The organism is Micromonospora sp. WMMD558 (genome assembly GCF_049315255.1).
In the GTDB taxonomy this organism is placed as follows: domain Bacteria; phylum Actinomycetota; class Actinomycetes; order Mycobacteriales; family Micromonosporaceae; genus Micromonospora.
On the sequence record NZ_CP186061.1, the window covers coordinates 6,215,416 to 6,229,217 of the forward strand.

At 73.1% G+C, this 13,802-nt stretch carries 15 protein-coding genes; 8 read left to right on the forward strand and 7 right to left on the reverse strand.

Annotated features, from left to right (window positions below):
* Window positions 1–162: 162 nt before the first annotated feature.
* Genes ACN26Y_RS29340 through ACN26Y_RS29355 form a run of 4 tightly spaced genes read left to right on the forward strand, consistent with a single transcriptional unit; the run spans window position 163 to window position 3,920 of the window.
* Entirely contained in the window at window positions 163–1,185 is a 1,023-nt protein-coding gene (locus tag ACN26Y_RS29340; protein ID WP_155333314.1) for a phosphatase PAP2 family protein, read from the forward strand.
* Between the two features lie 8 nt (window positions 1,186–1,193).
* Window positions 1,194–1,886, forward strand: a complete 693-nt coding sequence (locus tag ACN26Y_RS29345) for a response regulator transcription factor (protein WP_155333315.1) — start codon at window positions 1,194–1,196, stop codon at window positions 1,884–1,886.
* 58 nt (window positions 1,887–1,944) lie between these two features.
* The gene (locus ACN26Y_RS29350) at window positions 1,945–3,420 is read left to right on the forward strand and encodes a sensor histidine kinase (protein WP_155333316.1); all 1,476 of its coding nucleotides are present in this window, start codon (window positions 1,945–1,947) and stop codon (window positions 3,418–3,420) included.
* A complete protein-coding gene (locus tag ACN26Y_RS29355) occupies window positions 3,417–3,920 on the forward strand; it encodes a GerMN domain-containing protein (protein WP_155333317.1) in 504 nt (167 codons plus the stop codon). Before ACN26Y_RS29350 ends, ACN26Y_RS29355 begins: the two co-directional genes overlap by 4 nt.
* Before the next feature lie 6 nt (window positions 3,921–3,926).
* Here the strand turns inward: ACN26Y_RS29355 and ACN26Y_RS29360 are convergent, their stop codons facing one another.
* From ACN26Y_RS29360 to ACN26Y_RS29375, 4 genes are all read right to left on the reverse strand, one after another.
* Window positions 3,927–4,994, reverse strand: a complete 1,068-nt coding sequence (locus ACN26Y_RS29360) for a D-alanine--D-alanine ligase family protein (RefSeq protein ID WP_422733960.1) — start codon at window positions 4,992–4,994, stop codon at window positions 3,927–3,929.
* 55 nt (window positions 4,995–5,049) lie between these two features.
* Complete coding sequence (gene alr / locus ACN26Y_RS29365; protein ID WP_196255738.1) at window positions 5,050–6,204, reverse strand: alanine racemase; 1,155 nt, start codon at window positions 6,202–6,204, stop codon at window positions 5,050–5,052.
* Window positions 6,201–6,341, reverse strand: a complete 141-nt coding sequence (locus tag ACN26Y_RS29370) for a hypothetical protein (protein WP_155333319.1) — start codon at window positions 6,339–6,341, stop codon at window positions 6,201–6,203. Before ACN26Y_RS29370 ends, alr begins: the two co-directional genes overlap by 4 nt.
* An 80-nt stretch (window positions 6,342–6,421) precedes the next feature.
* On the reverse strand, window positions 6,422–6,835 hold the full coding sequence (locus tag ACN26Y_RS29375; RefSeq protein ID WP_366597758.1) for a VOC family protein: 414 nt from the start codon (window positions 6,833–6,835) through the stop codon (window positions 6,422–6,424).
* Between the two features lie 205 nt (window positions 6,836–7,040).
* Here ACN26Y_RS29375 and ACN26Y_RS29380 point away from each other — a divergent pair, with 205 nt between their 5' ends.
* The 3 genes from ACN26Y_RS29380 (at window position 7,041) to ACN26Y_RS29390 (ending at window position 9,474) form a co-directional block, all read left to right on the forward strand.
* Window positions 7,041–8,237 (forward strand): helix-turn-helix domain-containing protein, encoded by a 1,197-nt coding sequence (locus ACN26Y_RS29380; protein ID WP_422733961.1) that lies wholly within the window; start codon window positions 7,041–7,043, stop codon window positions 8,235–8,237.
* Window positions 8,238–8,362: 125 nt separating this feature from the next.
* The gene (locus tag ACN26Y_RS29385) at window positions 8,363–8,560 is read left to right on the forward strand and encodes a hypothetical protein (RefSeq protein ID WP_155333321.1); all 198 of its coding nucleotides are present in this window, start codon (window positions 8,363–8,365) and stop codon (window positions 8,558–8,560) included.
* Between the two features lie 440 nt (window positions 8,561–9,000).
* Window positions 9,001–9,474, forward strand: coding sequence for a VOC family protein (locus ACN26Y_RS29390; protein WP_155333322.1), 474 nt, complete (start codon window positions 9,001–9,003; stop codon window positions 9,472–9,474).
* 19 nt (window positions 9,475–9,493) lie between these two features.
* On the opposite strand, the gene ACN26Y_RS29395 is transcribed toward ACN26Y_RS29390, so the two are convergent.
* Entirely contained in the window at window positions 9,494–11,074 is a 1,581-nt protein-coding gene (locus ACN26Y_RS29395) for a multicopper oxidase family protein (RefSeq protein ID WP_422733962.1), read from the reverse strand.
* Window positions 11,075–11,201: 127 nt separating this feature from the next.
* Window positions 11,202–11,390, reverse strand: coding sequence for a ferredoxin (locus ACN26Y_RS29400; RefSeq protein ID WP_155333323.1), 189 nt, complete (start codon window positions 11,388–11,390; stop codon window positions 11,202–11,204).
* Between the two features lie 180 nt (window positions 11,391–11,570).
* Here ACN26Y_RS29400 and ACN26Y_RS29405 point away from each other — a divergent pair, with 180 nt between their 5' ends.
* The gene (locus tag ACN26Y_RS29405) at window positions 11,571–12,578 is read left to right on the forward strand and encodes a methyltransferase (protein ID WP_155333324.1); all 1,008 of its coding nucleotides are present in this window, start codon (window positions 11,571–11,573) and stop codon (window positions 12,576–12,578) included.
* Window positions 12,579–12,783: 205 nt separating this feature from the next.
* Here ACN26Y_RS29405 and ACN26Y_RS29410 read toward each other — a convergent pair whose 3' ends face one another.
* A complete protein-coding gene (locus ACN26Y_RS29410) occupies window positions 12,784–13,797 on the reverse strand; it encodes a methyltransferase (RefSeq protein WP_155333325.1) in 1,014 nt (337 codons plus the stop codon).
* Window positions 13,798–13,802: the final 5 nt, after the last annotated feature.

The window sequence follows — 13,802 nt, forward strand, 5'->3', positions numbered from 1 at the left end:
GGGGATCCCCGGCGACCGACGAGTACGCGGCGGGTCCCGGCAGAGCGAGCGGCTGTGACAGAACCATGACATGACGCGGACGGTTTCCGGACCCGGCGCGGCCATGCTTGCCGGGTGCATCCGCCATCGCCGTATCCGTACGCGACGCCGCTCCTGTCTGCGGTGCGACCGGAACCCGCCGGAAGGCCGCCGACCGGCCGGCTGCTCCGTGCCGCGCTCGGCTACCTGCTCGCGTTCGCGCTGACCGGCGTGGCGTTCGTGTGGACCGCCCCGGGGCAGCGCCTCGACGGCGGGTTGCTGCCCCGGGCCGAACGGGGCGGCGGGTACGAGCAGCCGACCGACCTGGTCGAGCCGGCGAAGGCTGTGCTGGCCTGGTTCGGTGACCCGCTGGTGCTGGGTCTCGGGCTCGGCACGGTGTTGCTGCTGGCTGTGCTGTCCGGTCGGGTGCGGGCCGGGCTGGCGGGGGTGGCCCTGGTCGGCGTCACGGTGCTCGGCGCCGGCCTGGCCAAGCAGGTGATCGTCCGGCCGGACCTCGGCGTGGTGACCTCCACGACGCACAACAGCTTTCCCAGCGGGCATGTCGCGGCGGCGATGGCCCTGCTGCTCGCGCTCCTGCTCGTGCTCCCCGCGCGGGCCCGCTGGTGGTTCGCGCTGCCGGGCGCGGCCGGGGTCTCCACCGTCGCCGCGGCGACGATGATCGCGGGCTGGCACCGCTTCAGCGACGTCGTCGGCGCTGTCCTGCTGGCGGCGGCGCTGTTCTGCCTGGCCGCCGTCACCTCGGCCCGGCCCGGTACCGGAGCCGCGGCCCGACCCGGTACCGGAGCCGCCGCCCCGCTGGCCCAGCCCGGGAAGGACGCCGCCGCCGCGGCGGCCCGGCCCGGTACCCGAGCCGCGACCGGAACAGCCGGTCCGGCCGGTGCCGCACTCGGGCTGCTCGGTCTGCTGGGCGGCCTGCCGCATCTCGCCCCGGCCGTCCCCGGCGGGCTGTTCGTCGCGATCACGGCCGCCGGTGGGCTGGTCGTCCTGGTCGTCGCCGCCGTCCTGGTTCTGGTGGTCCCGGTGGACTTCGGCCCTGGTTGCGGGCGCCCCGGCTCGGCCGCACCGGAACCGGACGCGCGGGCCGGGGGGCGGCGACCGGCGCCGCCGAACATGATCGACAAAGCGACTTCGGCTGGAATGCCATAGTTGATGCCATGTCCCGGGTGCTGTTGATCGAGGACCACCAGACCGTGCGCGACGGCCTCCAGCTGGCGCTGACCCGCCACGGTCACACGGTGGACGCCGTGGCGACCGGCGAGCAGGGCCTGGCCCGGCTGCGTACGGGCGCCGCCGACGTGGTGATCCTCGACCTCATGCTGCCCGGCATGGACGGGTTCGAGGTCTGCCGGCGGATCCGATCCGCCGGCGATCTGCCGATCATCATGCTCACCGCCCGCAACGACGACATGGACGTGGTGGCGGGTCTGGAGGCCGGTGCCGACGACTACGTGGTCAAGCCGGTCCAGCCCCGGGTGCTGGAGGCGCGGATCCGTGCGGTGCTGCGGCGGACCGGCGGCGAGCCGCGCCCCGCTGGTGCGGAGCCGGCGGTGGAGCGGCACGGCGAGTTGACCATCGACCGGGCGGCACTGGTGGTCACCCGGAACGGGTTGCGCGTCGGCCTCGCCCCGACCGAACTGCGCCTGCTGCTCGAACTCTCCGGCACACCCGGTCGCGTGCTGAGCCGCCAGCAACTGCTGGAGGCGGTCTGGGAGCACGGCTACCTCGGCGACTCGCGGCTCGTCGACGCGTGCGTGCAGCGGCTTCGGGCGAAGATCGAGGACGATTCGGCGGCTCCGGTGTACGTGCAGACGGTGCGCGGCTTCGGCTACCGGTTCGGCCCGCTGTGACCCTCGGCAGGCGTGGCCGGAACCCGCGGGCCGACCGGGCAGCGCGGGGAGACTCCCGGTGAATCGACTGTGGCGACCGGCCGGCCTGCGACTCCGGCTCCTGCTCGCCTTCGCGTCGCTCGGCCTGACCACCACGGCGGTGGTCGCCGGCGCCAGCTACGTCCAGGCCCGCGACGTCATCCTGCAACAGGCCCAGGACGCGGCCGTCATCACACTGACGGAGCAGATCGCCCGGATCACGCCGATCCGGAGCCTGCCACCGAGCCAGGCCGACCTGGAGGCGATCGCCGCGGACCTGTCCGACCGTGACGACAGCGCGCTGGTCACGTACCAGGACAGCAGCTCCGGTGACGACCAGCTCTCCGGCGCGCTCTCGCCCGAGCTGCGGGCGGAGGTGAGCGGCGGCCGGGTCGTCTGGCAGCGGCGCGCGGTCAACGGCTACCCGTACCTGGTGATCGGGACGCAGCTGATGGTGGCGCAGGGGGACGGCACCCCGCTCCCCTCCGGCCTGGAGGTCTACCGCCTGCACAGCCTGGAGGCCGAGCAGCGCAGCATCGACCGGCTCGCCACGCTGGCGTGGCTGACCGGTGGGCTGTCGCTGGTGTTCGCCGTCCTGCTGGCGCTGGTAGCGGCTCGAGGTGTGCTGCGGCCGGTCCAGGAACTCGGCCAGGCGGCCCGCCGGCTCGGCGAGGGTGACCTCACCACCCGGCTGACGGTTCGCGGCTCGGACGAGCTCGCCGGCGTCGCGCGGACCTTCAACCACACCGCGGAACGGCTGCAACGGCAGGTCGGGGAGCTGCGCCGGATGGAGGCGGACGCCCGGCGCTTCGTGGCCGACGTCTCGCACGAACTGCGTACGCCCCTCGCGGCGATGACCGCGGTGACCGACGTGCTGGACGAGGAGGCGCCCCGGCTGCCCGGGGACGCCGGACGCGCCGCGCGGCTGGTCAGCCAGGAGACGCAGAACCTGGCCCGGCTCGTGAACGACCTCATCGAGGTGACCCGGTTCGACTCCGGCACCGCGGCGCTCGCCCTGGACGACGTCGACGTGGCCGCGGCGGTCCGGGCGACGCTGCGCGCCCGCGGCTGGACCGACCAGGTGGTGAGCGACCTGCCGCCGGGCACGCTGGCACGGCTCGACCCGCGCCGGCTGGACGTGATCCTGGCCAACCTGGTCGGCAACGCGCTGCGGCACGGCGCCCCGCCGGTGTCGGTCCGGCTGCGGGCCGAGCCGGACTGGGTCGTCCTGTCGGTCGGTGACCGCGGCCCGGGTCTGCACCCGCACGTGCTGCCGCACGTCTTCGACCGGTTCTACAAGGCGGACAGCGCGCGGAGCCGGTCCGAGGGCAGTGGGCTCGGCCTCGCCATCGCGTGGGAGAACGCCCGGCTGCACCGGGCGGGTGCCGATCGGGGCAGCCTGGTGGCCGGCAACGAGCCGGCCGGGGGTGCGGTGTTCACGCTCCGCCTGCCGCGTTGCTCGGTGGGCTCGGCACCGCCCGCAGCCCGTTCCCAAGCCGCCGGGGGACGACCGTGATTCGTCTCCGGCGGCGCGCACTCCTCGTCGCCCTTGCCGTGCTGGTGGCTCTCGCCGCCGGTTGCGGCGTACGCCCGAGCGGTGTCATCACCGGCGGTCCGGCCCCGGTGGGGCCGGCCCGGGGAACCGGCCTCTTCTTCGTGTCGGAGCAGCGGCTCACGCTGGTGCTGCGTCCGGTTCCGCCACCCGGGTCGGTCGACAAGGCTCTCGCCCTGCTTTTCGCCGGCCCGGATCCCGCCGAGCAGAAGCAGGGCTACACCAGCGAAATCCCGGCGGACGTCGGGTTGGGGTCGCTGTCGACCCCGGGCGGGGCGGGTACCACGGTGACGCTCACCGGCGGCGTGACGGCGTTGTCGGCCACGGCGGTCGACCAGATCGTGTGCACCGTGCGGTACGCCGCGCCGGAGAGCATGCCGACGGCGGTCACACTGGCCGGCCCGGACGGGAGTCGTGGGCCGTTGACCTGCGCTCACCCGGTCGTCGTCCCCTTCGAGCGCTGACCGGTTTCACGGTACGGCGACGGTGCTGCGGGCACCGGCGATCAGGATGTCGAGCAGGTCCGGGAAGGTGATGCCGGCACGTGCCCAGATCCGCGGGAACTGCGAGGCGCTGGTGAAGCCGGGGAACGTGTTGACCTCGTTGACCACCGGCTCGCCCGGGTCGTCGTCCCAGCCCCCGCCGCCCCGACCCTCGCCGTCCCGACCCTCGCCGTCCGTGTCCTCGGCGGGTGCGGTGCCGAGGCCCGGCCGGGGCTCGGGGAGGAAGAGATCCACCCGGAGCAGCCCCCGGCAACCGAGCGCGTGGAACGCCCGGACCGCGCGATCCTGCACCAGCCGGGTGGTGGCGGGATCGAGCGCGGCGGGGATCTGGAAGACGGCGCCACCGTCGTACTTGGCCGCGTAGTCGAAGAACGCGGACGTCGGCGGAACGGTGATCTCCAGGGGCGGACCCGCCTCGACCCGCCCGTCCGGGTGCTGGAGGACGGCGACGTCCACCTCGCGTCCGGGTACCGCCCGTTCCACGAGGACCTTCGCGTCGGCGTCGCGGGCCAGCAGGAGCGCGGCCGGCAACTGCCACCACTCGTCGACGCGGGAGACCCCGATGCTGGATCCGGCCCGGGCCGGTTTGACGAAGACCGGCAGCCCCAGCCTGCGCTGGTCGGCCCGGGACGGGAACTCGCCCGGCCCCAGGGTGATCCCGTCCGCCACCCGCAGGCCCTCGGCGCTGATCAGCTTCTTGGTGACCGCCTTGTCCATGCCGGCCGCGCTGGCGAAGACCCCGTTGCCGACGTACGGGACGTCCAGCCACTCCAGCATCGACTGGACGGTGCCGTCCTCGCCGTAGGGGCCGTGCAATGCCGGGAACACCACGTCCTGTGCGGCGAGCACGCCCAGGGCCGCTGGCAGGGTGGCCGGCTCGCCGTCGACCTGCCAGCGGCCGTCCCGGCCGATGAGGATCTCGGTGACGAGGTAGGCGTCCCGGTCGAGGTGGGCGAGGATGCTCGCCGCCGACCGTCGGGACACCTCGTGCTCACTGCTGCGACCGCCGTACAGGATCGCCAGCCGGATGCTCATGCCCTTGTTCCGTTTCTCTCCGTGCCGCGTACGCCGATCGGCCCGCTGCGCTCGCTCATGGGGTTGCCATCTCCGGGTGCCGGTACCGGCGGGCCACCCGCGCCCCGACGCCGGTCAAGATCTCGTGCGGGCTGGTCCCGGCCCACGCCGCCCATTCCGGGACCGTCGGCCAGCAGCCGGCGGTCGCGTCCGCTCCCGGACCGGGGCCGAACACCACCACCCGGTCCCCGATCGCCACGGGCAGGTCGCCGACGTCGACCACGCACTGGTCCATGGCGATCCGCCCGACGATGGGCCGCCGCGCCCCGCCCAGCCACACGCGGGCGCGCCCCTGCGCCGTCCGGGGCAGACCGTCGGCGAAGCCGACCGGCAGGAGCGCCAGGGTGGTCGGGCGCCGCGTCACGTGGTCGGGACCGTAGGACACGCCGGTGCCGGCCGGTACCCGCTTCACGTTCACCACCGTCGTGCGCAGGGTCATCGCGGCCCGCAGCCGGTACCCGCCGGGTCCCGCCGCGCCGAACGGGTCCACGCCGTACAGGGCCACACCGACCCGGCAGAGGTCGTACCGGGTCGCGGGGGCCGCCAGCGCCCCCGCTGAGTTCGCCAGGTGCACCAGATCCGGTCGTAGCCCGGCGCTCCGGGCGATCCCGAGCGCCTCCTCGAAGAGCGCCACCTGGCGGACGACGCGCGGCCCGTCCGGCGTCTCGGCGTCGGCCAGGTGCGACCAGACCCCCCGGACGCGGACGCTTCCCTCCACCTCGTACTTGCGGGACCAGCTGACCAGATCGGGCCAGTCGTGGCCGGCGGCGCCGTTGCGGGACAGCCCGGTGTCGGCCTTGAGCTGGACGGTCGCCGGCCGGCCGGACCGGACGGCGGCCTCGGCCACCGCGTGCAGGTGCGGCACGGTCGAGACGCCCAGATCCACCGCCGCGGCGATCAGCCCGGCGAAGTCGTCGTCCGGCCGGTGCAGCCAGGTCAGGACGGGCGCGGCGATGCCGGCCGCGCGCAGGGCGAGCGCCTCGGCGGTCGAGGTCACCCCGAGCCAGCGCGCGCCGGCCGCCAGCGCGGCACGGGCCACCGGCACGGCACCGTGCCCGAACCCGTCGGCCTTGACCACCGCCATCAGATCGGTGCCGGCGACCGCGGTGACCGTACGCACGTTGTCCGCGACGGCGGCCAGGTCGACCTCGGCCTCGGCCAGCGCGTTCACCGCTGCCGCCCCGGCGGGGAGACGCGGCGGGCGGAGACGGCGAAGAGCAGCGGCCCGCGCAGCGGCGGCAACCACCGCGCGCGGGGCGGTGGGCCGACGCTGCCGGGCCGTACGGGCAGCAGCGGCTGGCAGGTCACCCGGGTGAAACTGCCACCGCCATGTCCGTACGTGGTCCGCGGATTGTCACGAGCAGGTAATAGCCCGCGCCGAAGCTGCCCTAGAGTTCCTGGACCGGACGCGACAGCAGGCAGAACTCGTTGCCTTCGGGGTCAGCCAGCACGATCCAGCTCGCGTCGGCGGGCTGGCCGACGTCGACCCGTCGCGCACCGAGGGTGAGCAACCGGTCAAGCTCCGCCGCGGTGGACACGCCGTCCGCTCGCAGGTCGAAATGCAACCGGTTCTTGATCACCTTGCCCTCCGGCACAGCCGCCACGTCGATCATCGGCCAGGAACGGTCGGACGCCGCGATGGTGATCACCTCAGCGTCCTCGTCAACGACCTGCCAGCCGAGCACCGCGCACCAGAAGTCGGCGATCAGTCGTGGTCGGACGGCGTCGATGGCGATGACGGCAAGACGGCTCGGCATGCCGGCATTCTCACCCGCGACGACGCACAAGCCCAGCGCGGCCATCGCCGCGACACAACCACGGCGGCAGCATCCTCCAGCGGCAGGGCCGTCGTCACTTGTGGTTGAGGCGCCCTGCGACACCTGTTGGCCACGTCCGTCGCGCAGCGGGCATCGATCCAGAGCCAAGGAGCGGTACGGTCGGTTGCGGCGACCCCCGCACAGACATCGGCGGAGGCCGCGGCCCAGACACCTACCTGGGAGCAGTGCGATGGCACCGTCGGTGGATCCCCGCCTCGGCGTAGCGCTACGCGAGCTTCGTGAACGACGCGGGTTGTCTCTGCGTTCCCTGGGCCAGCTTGCCCACCGGAGCAAGAGCCACCTGCACGAGTTGGAGGTGGGACTCAAGGCTCCCACCCTCGACACCGCCCGCCACCTGGATGAGGTGCTCGACGCGGGCGGTGCGCTGGCTCGCCTTGTCGAGGTGCCGGTCGACCACGCCGCCGAGGCCGCCGAGCTGCGTTCGCGAGTCGCCGCAAGTGATGTCAGCAAGGACGTGATAGACCGCATCGAGCAGGGCGTTGACGACCTCGCCAGCGCCTACCCGACTGCGGCACCCGCCGACCTGCTGCCGCTGGTACGACGGCACCTCACCTACGTGGTGCGTCTGCTCGACGGGCGCGTCACGCTCGCCCAGCAGCGCCGCCTCCTGGTCGCCGGCGGCTGGCTGGCGGTGCTACGGGCCACCGTTCACATCGACCTGCAACAACGAGCAGCGGCGAGGGCACATCTCAGGGCGGCCCTCGACCTTGCCCATCACGCCGAACACGCTGAGATCCGGGGATGGTGCCTGGAGACGCGGGCTTGGGATGTGCTGACCCAGGGCGACTACCGAAAGGCGCTCGACCTCTCCCTTCAGGCCCAACAGGTCGCCCCGAAGGGCAGCTCCGCCCGTATCCAGGCCACCGCGCAGGAGGCGCGCGCATGGGCGCGGACGGGTGACGTTCGTGCGACGCGGCACGCCCTGGAGCGGGTGGAGCGGCTGACCGCGAACTTGCCGGTTCCCGAGCGCGCGGAGCACCACTATCGCTACGACCCGGCAAAGGCCGCCGCCTACACGGCGACGACGTTGGCGTGGGCGGGCGATCCCGGTGCCGAGCAGGTCGCTCGGTCCGTACTCGCCGATCTGGACCCGGACGGCGACGGTGGGGCACGACCCCGCCGGTCCGCGTCGGCGCGCCTGGACCTGGGCCTTGCCCTCGTCGCCGCAGGCCAGCTCGACGAGGCGACCGCCCTGGGCGCGGAGGCTGTCGCGTCCGGGCGGGTCGTGCCCTCGAACTGGTGGCGGGCGGCCGAACTGTTGGCGAAGGTGGAACAGGCCGGCGTGCCGGAGGCGGCGGCGCTACGCGAGCTGTGCACCGAGTACGCGCCGCGTCGTCAGCCAACAGCGGACGGAACAGCCCGTTAGCGGACGGTCACGGCCTGGATCGACGCCCGAAGTGGGGTGACGCTGTCCTTCTTGGACGAGGGCGCGGAAAGCAGGATGCCATCCGTCGGCGGATCCGCGCCCTCCGAACGGAGGGAGCAGAAACCGTGAAGGCGATCATCAGGCTGCTGCGTCGGCTCGCCAGGCGGCTCTCTCCGTTCGCGTCGCTTACCTTCAGCACCGGACAGCGCATCCAGGCAGGTGAGCAGGAGGCAGCCCGACAGCGCTTGCTGAGACAGGCACGCGATACGTCGGGCCATTCCGGGGTGGACGGTGCCCCGGCCGATCGCACGCCGCCAGCATGATCCGTGGAGCGGGGCGAGTGACCACGCACGGGCCGGTGCTGCCGGTCTGGAGTTGCGGTGGCTGCGGCGCTCCGTAGCCGTGCCCGACCCGGCGGCAGGAGCTGCGGGCGGAGTACGCGGACGCTCCGGTGTCCCTGGCCCTGTACCTGGGGGCACAACTCGTTCGCGCCACCGAGGACCTGACCTGGGCGCCCGCCGGCATACTGCACCGCCGCTTCCTCGGCTGGCTGCGGTGAGCATCCTCCGGGCCGGGGACGAGCCAGGAGGTCTGGAACGGGCAGTCGCCCGCACTTTCAGGGAAAGAGTGGCCTCCGGGCGTGCGGAGGCCACTCTTTCCGTGAATCTGCGCGGATCTTGGGGGAGGCCCAGCGACGTGCGCGCGCTCCCTTGCGCCCCCTGGCGAAGAACCGGGTGGCCGGCTGCTGCCGTACTGTCGCACGATGACCGACGGGAATCGGGTACGGCAGCTGCGGCTGGTCGTGGAGGCCGAGGACTACGCCGAGGCGGTGGCGTTCTACCGGGACGTGTTGGGCCTGCCGGAGCAGGCGGCTTTCGAAGGTGAGGGCGACGCCCGCGTGGTGATCCTCGATGCCGGCCGAGCCACGTTGGAGATCGCCAACCCGGCGCAGAAGCGGATGATCGACGATGTGGAGGTGGGCCGTCAGATCGCGCCCCGCATCCGCGTCGCGTTCGAGGTCGACGACACCGCGGCACGTACGCGGGAGGCGACCGAAGCCGGTGCCACCGAGCTCGCCCCGCCCAGGGTCACGCCGTGGCGCTCGCTCAACGCCCGCCTGCAGGCGCCGGCCGGACTGCAGATCACCCTGTTCCAGGAGTTGGAGCCGCTGGCCGAGCGGGAAACCCGCCCCGGCTTCGGCACCGGAGCCGCACGTCACGCCGACGAGACGACCTGACGTCTCGGTCGAGGCCGCCTCAGTCGTGGTCGGAATGCGGCGGGGTGCCGGGGGTCTGGCCGGGCTCCATGACGACGAACTGGCCCATCATGCCCTTGTCCTCGTGCAGCAGCAGGTGGCAGTGGTACATGAACGGGACGTTGCGGTCGGCGTACTCGCTGAACCGCACCGCCAGCCGCATCGGCACCTCGGGGGTGGTGTAGACGGTGTCCTTCCAGCCGGCCAGCTCGGGCGGCGGCGCCTGCCCGTTCACCGAGAGCACCTGGAACTGGGTCCCGTGCACGTGGAAGTTGTGCGGCTTCGGGAACGGGCTGATGACCTCCCACACCTCGGTGGTGCCCCTGGTGACTCCGAAGTCGATGCGGTTCATGTCCATCGTCAGGCCGTTGATCTGGCTGGTGCCGGCCAGTTCGAAGCGGCGGGCGGGCGGCGCGGCGGCGTCCACGCCGAGGCGGGGCGGGTCGGCGAGGGTGGCGGCCGGCTCGGGCGACGGGCTGAGCTGGTCGGCCGCGCGGAGTTCGAGGACGTCGAACCGGTCGTCGCCGCCGGTGATCCGGCTGTTGATCGGGTCGAGGCCGAGCGCCGGTGGGTAGCTGCGCAGCACGATCCGCTCCCCCGCCCGTACGGTGACCACGATCTCGGCCCGCTCGCCCGGGGAGAGCTGGACCCGCTCGGTGGTGTGCGGGGCGGGCAGCAGACCGCCGTCGGTGCCGACCAGCGCGAACGGCCGGTCGTCGGAGAGCCCGAAGTTGTAGACACGGGCCGGGGAGGCGTTGACCAGGCGCAGCCGCACCCGCTCGGTCGTCACCGTGAGGTACGGCCCGACGGTGCCGTTCACCAGCAGCGTGTCACCGAGGATGCCGACGTCGGCGATCCGCGAGTAGCCCTCGTCAAGCTGGTTGTCGTCGTCGAGGTTGACGTCCTGCACGACCACCGGGACGTCGTCGACGCCGTACCGGGTGGGCAGCCGGGCAGCCGCCGCAGCGGGCTCGTCCACGATGAACAGGCCGGCCATGCCCCGGTAGACGTGGTGGGCGGTGCGGCCGTGCGGGTGCGGGTGGTACCACAGCGTCGCGGCCGGCTGGTCGATCTTCCAGGTCGGTGACCAGGTGGCGCCCGACCTGATCGGCTGGTGTGGGCCACCGTCCATCGGGGCCGGCAGGTGCATGCCGTGCCAGTGGACGGTGGTGGTCTCGGGCAGGTCGTTGCGGACGTTGACGAGCACCGTCTCCCCGCGGGTCGCCCGCAGGGTCGGGCCGAGGTGCCCGCTGTCGAAGCCCCACGTGCTGGTCGCCCGACCCGCCCGGAACTGGCGTTCACCGGCGCCGGCGGTCAGGTCGAACACGCGTCGCCCGCCCTCCTGACGGCCGGTGAGCAGCGGCGGGATGGCGAGCTCGTTGAGGAAGTCGACCTCGCCGACGGTGTCGACGTCGCTGACCGCGTACCAGATGCCGAAGCCGGCACCCCCCACGGCCAGGACGGCCGGCACGCCGATCAGGCCCGCCTTCAGGATGCGGCGCCGGGTGGACCGGCGGCGGCCCGTGGTCTGGGCCGGTGGGGTCGCCTGGGCGGGGGTGTCCTGCGGGGAACTCGCCAGCAACGGTGTCTCCATCGTGAGGCGGCCGAGGGGCCGGGGACAGGGCCGGACGGGCGCGGACCGCGGCGCACCCCACCGGCTTCCCGCCGGCCGAGGCACACCGCGGCCCGTACGCAACGTGCGCCCCAGATTACTCGACGCGAATGGATCGGGTGGGACACCCGCGTACCGCGATCCGTACATCCTCGTGAAGTTCCGCGGGCGGCTCGGGGTCGAGCACCTCGACCTGGCCCTCCTCGTCCTGGTCGAAGACCTCCGGCGCCTGGTAGACGCAGAGGCTGCTCACCGCGCAGGTCTCCTTGGTCGCAAACACACGCATGATGACCACCGATCGCCGTGTCGTCGTCCGTCGCGGCGGGCGTCCGCCGGGGCCGCCGCGCGCGCCCGATCGTGCGACAGCGGACTCGAGAGCCGGTACAGCCGCGCGTCGAGCGGCGTTCCAAGGTGGGCCGGCACCATCGGGGGCGTTCTCCGTCCGCGCCCCGAAGGGAGCCGCCCGATGACGGGTACGGTCACCGCATCCCCCGCTCGCCTGCTCCGCCTCGGCAACGCCTTCTGCGAATCCCAGGCGCTGCTGACGGCGGTCGAGCTGGACCTGTTCCGTACGCTGCGGGACACCCCCGCCACCGGCGCGGAGATCCGCGACCGGCTGGGCCTGCACGGGCGCGGGCTGGACGACTTCCTGAACCTGCTGGTGGCGCTGGACCTGCTGTACGTCGAGGACGGCCGCTACCACAACGCCGACGACGTCGACCGGTTCCTCACCGGGCGCGGGCCGGAGGACGTGACCGGGTTCCTGCGCGGCGCCAAGGCCAACCTGTACCCGGTGTGGAACGGCCTGACCGAGACGCTGCGCACCGGGCGGCCACGCACGCCGGCGGCGGACTTCGCCGGCATGCTCGCCGACCCGACCGGGCTCCGGCGGTACGCGCACATGATGGACGGTGTGCTGCGCCCGCTGATCCCGCGGCTGGTGGCCGCGATCGACTGGACGGCGTACGGCTCGGTGCTCGACGTGGGTGGCTGCCGGGGCAGCCTGGTCGGCCAGCTCGTCCTGGCGCACCCGCACCTGGCCGGGCACGTGTTCGACCTGCCGCAGCTCGGCCCGGTCTGCGCCGAGCACATGGCCGAACTGGGCACCGCCGACCGGGTCCGCTTCCACGCCGGCAACTTCTTCGCCGACCCGCTGCCACCCGCCGACGTGGTGGTGTTCGGTCACATCCTGCACAACTGGCGGCCCTGGCAGCGCGAGGAACTGGTCTGGGCCGCGTACCGGGCGGTCCGGCCGGGCGGTGTGCTGCTGGTGCACGACCGGATGCTCGACGAGGCGGCACCCCGCGTCGACAACCTGGTGGCGAGCCTCATCATGGCGCTGGTCACCGAGGAGGGCTCCGAGTACCCCGTCGGTGAGCTGGCCGGGTACGCGAAGGCGGCCGGCTTCACGTCGGTACGTCAGCAGCCCCTGGACGACAACGAGACCCTGGTCATCTGCCACCGCGCCGCCTGACCGCCCACCCCGCACACCGGAGGCCGCAACTTCAGGGAAAGAGTGGTGTCGGCCGCGGCCGGAGGGCACTCTTTCCGTGAAGTTGCGCGGATCTTGCGGCGACGTCGGGAGGCGCTGCGCATTGCGGCGGCGGTGCCGGAAGGCGCCCCACGCACGACGGGGCCGGGGTACGTCGCGAGCGGCGTACCCCGGCCTCGCGGACCGGTCAGGCGGCCTTGCGGGCCACGACCAGGGTGTCGTCGTCACCCAGCAGGCGGTCCTCGATCTTGACGAAGCCGGCGGCCTCGGCGTGCTCGCGCAGCTCGCCCACCGGGTACTCGGAGCCGCCGTCGGTGACCAGCAGCATGTCGAGGCTGATCACCAGGTTCTCCACCCGGCTGGACGGGCGGTCGAGCATCCGGTCGTACACGAGCAGGACGCCACCCGGGTTGACCGCGTGGAACGCCTTCTCCACCAGGAACTTCCGCTGATCGCGGTCCCAGTCGTGCAGGACGTGCCCCATCACCACGATGTCCGCCCGGGGCAGCGGGTTCTCGAAGAAGCTCCCCCCGTGGAAGGTCAGCCGGTCGGTGAGGCCCTTCTCGGCGGCCTGCTCGGTGAAGAACGGCTCCATCTGCGGCAGGTCGAACACGTGCCCGGCCAGGTTCGGGTGGGCGGTGACGATCTGCGCCGCCAGGCTGCCCCGGCAGCCGCCGACGTCGAGCACCGAGGCGTGGTCGGACCACTCGCCGAACGCCTCGATCAGCTGCGGCCCGAGGACCCGGGTCAGCGCGTCCATGGAGTGGATGAACTGCTTGAGGATCTGCGGGTTCTCCACCACCGCCTCGAAGCTGCTGCCGGACTGCGGCTTGCCGGTGCGCAGCGCCTCGCCCAGCCGGCCCCACGCCGGGTACAGGTTGCGGTTGGACCGCTCGATGAAGCCGCCGATGTACGACTCCTCGCCGCGCACCAGGAAGCGGTCGGCGCCCGAGCCGTTGCGGTAGCGGCCGTCGACCTCCTCCAGCAGCCGCAGTTCGACCAGCAGGTCGAGCCAGTCGGACAGGCCGCGGCCGTGCAGGCCGAGCTTGCCCCGGATCTCCTCGACGCTGGCCGGGCCCGCCCGCAGCGTGGTGAAGAGGCCGAGTTCCACCGCCGTCAGCAGCGCCTTGGCGTCGCAGAAGGAGTTGGCCAGCCGCAGGATGCCGGCCGGCCGGCTGGTGTCTGTCGCTGTCGTGGTCACTGGAA